The sequence below is a fragment of the Bacillus sp. YH3-2-B2 genome (assembly GCF_053663335.1).
In genome coordinates this window covers 1-1,345 of the sequence record NZ_JBSJQE010000013.1, presented here as the reverse complement: position 1 = coordinate 1,345, position 1,345 = coordinate 1, and the positions used below count along the sequence as shown (strand labels likewise).

The 1,345-nt window shown below is 58.2% G+C and carries 1 protein-coding gene; it reads right to left on the bottom strand.

The window, feature by feature from the left end; translation table 11 throughout:
* Positions 1–1,345: non-ribosomal peptide synthetase (locus tag ACWJJX_RS19260; RefSeq protein ID WP_454023201.1), on the bottom strand; the 1,345-nt coding region annotated here is incomplete at both ends.

Below are 1,345 nucleotides of genomic sequence, written 5' to 3'. Positions count from 1 at the left end.
GCGGGAGACGAGAGCCGTCGCTTTTAACGAATGGCCGCCCCGCTCAAAAAAGTGATCCCGGATGCCGACGGGTCCGTTTTTCAGCACCTCTTCCCAAAGGGCGCAAAGCTTCATTTCCGTGACGTTCCGCGGGGCGGTGTACACCTGTCTGTCTTCCGCTCCGCCGGGAGCCGGCAGCGCGCGGCGGTCAAGCTTTCCGCTCGGCGTGACCGGCCATTCGTTCATCTCTATAAACTGAGCCGGCATCATGTAGGCCGGAAGGCGTGCAGCAAGCTCCGCCCGCACGTCATCGCTTTTTCGTCCTTCGATATAGGCGTAAAGCGCGGTTTCGCCGTGTTCGGTCCGGGCAGTGACCGCCGCCTCACGAATGCCGTCAATGCGCCGGATCGCCGTTTCGATCTCTCCCGGTTCAATCCGGTAGCCGCGAACTTTCACCTGTCCGTCTGACCGGCCGAGCCATTCGACAAGCCCGTCTTCAGTCCAGCGTGCGATATCGCCCGTCTGATACATGCGCTCTCCCGGATAAAACGGATCATCGAGAAAACGTTCCGCCGTCAGTTCAGGACGGTTCAAATAGCCCCGGGCCACCCCTGTCCCCGCGATGTACAGCTCTCCGGCAACGCCCGCAGGCTGAACGGTTCCCCCGCCGTCTAACACATAAAGACGGGCACCCGGAACGGGTTTTCCGATTGGAAGCCGCGTCCGTCCGCTGTCCCGTTTTCGGTCACAGACGTAAAAGGCCGCATCGACCGTCGCTTCTGTCGGCCCGTAGCCGTGAATAAGCATGGTCTCAGGCAGAAGATCGGCAAACCGGGCAGCCGTAAGCGGTGAAAGAGCTTCGCCTCCGGCAAACACGCGTGTCAGTGTTCTGCCGAGGCGTGTTCTTGTTTCTGCAGGCTCTGTTTCCAGCGCGTCTAAAAAGCTGTTGACCATCGCCGGAATAAAATGCGCGGTCGTCACCTTTTCAGAAGAAAAAGCTTCAATCATCCGCACAGGATCTTTCTCCCAGCCGGCCGGAAGCAGATACACGGAGGCGCCGGACATCGTCCACCAAAACAATTGCCAGATGGAGGCGTCGAATGAAAAGGATGATTTCAGCACGATAATGTCCTCTTCCGTTAACGGAAACTGCCCTTGCATCCCTGATAAAAAGGCGGCGGCTTGACGGTGTTCAACAGCCACTCCCTTCGGTGTTCCCGTCGAACCGGACGTATAAATGATATAAGCGAGCGAATCAGCATCCGCTTCGTCAGAGACAGCCCCTGTCTCCGCCTCACCTGTAAGGGCAGAAAGAGACACTTCTAGCGTTTCGCCGGAAAAACCGGGAACGGATAACCCCGACTGT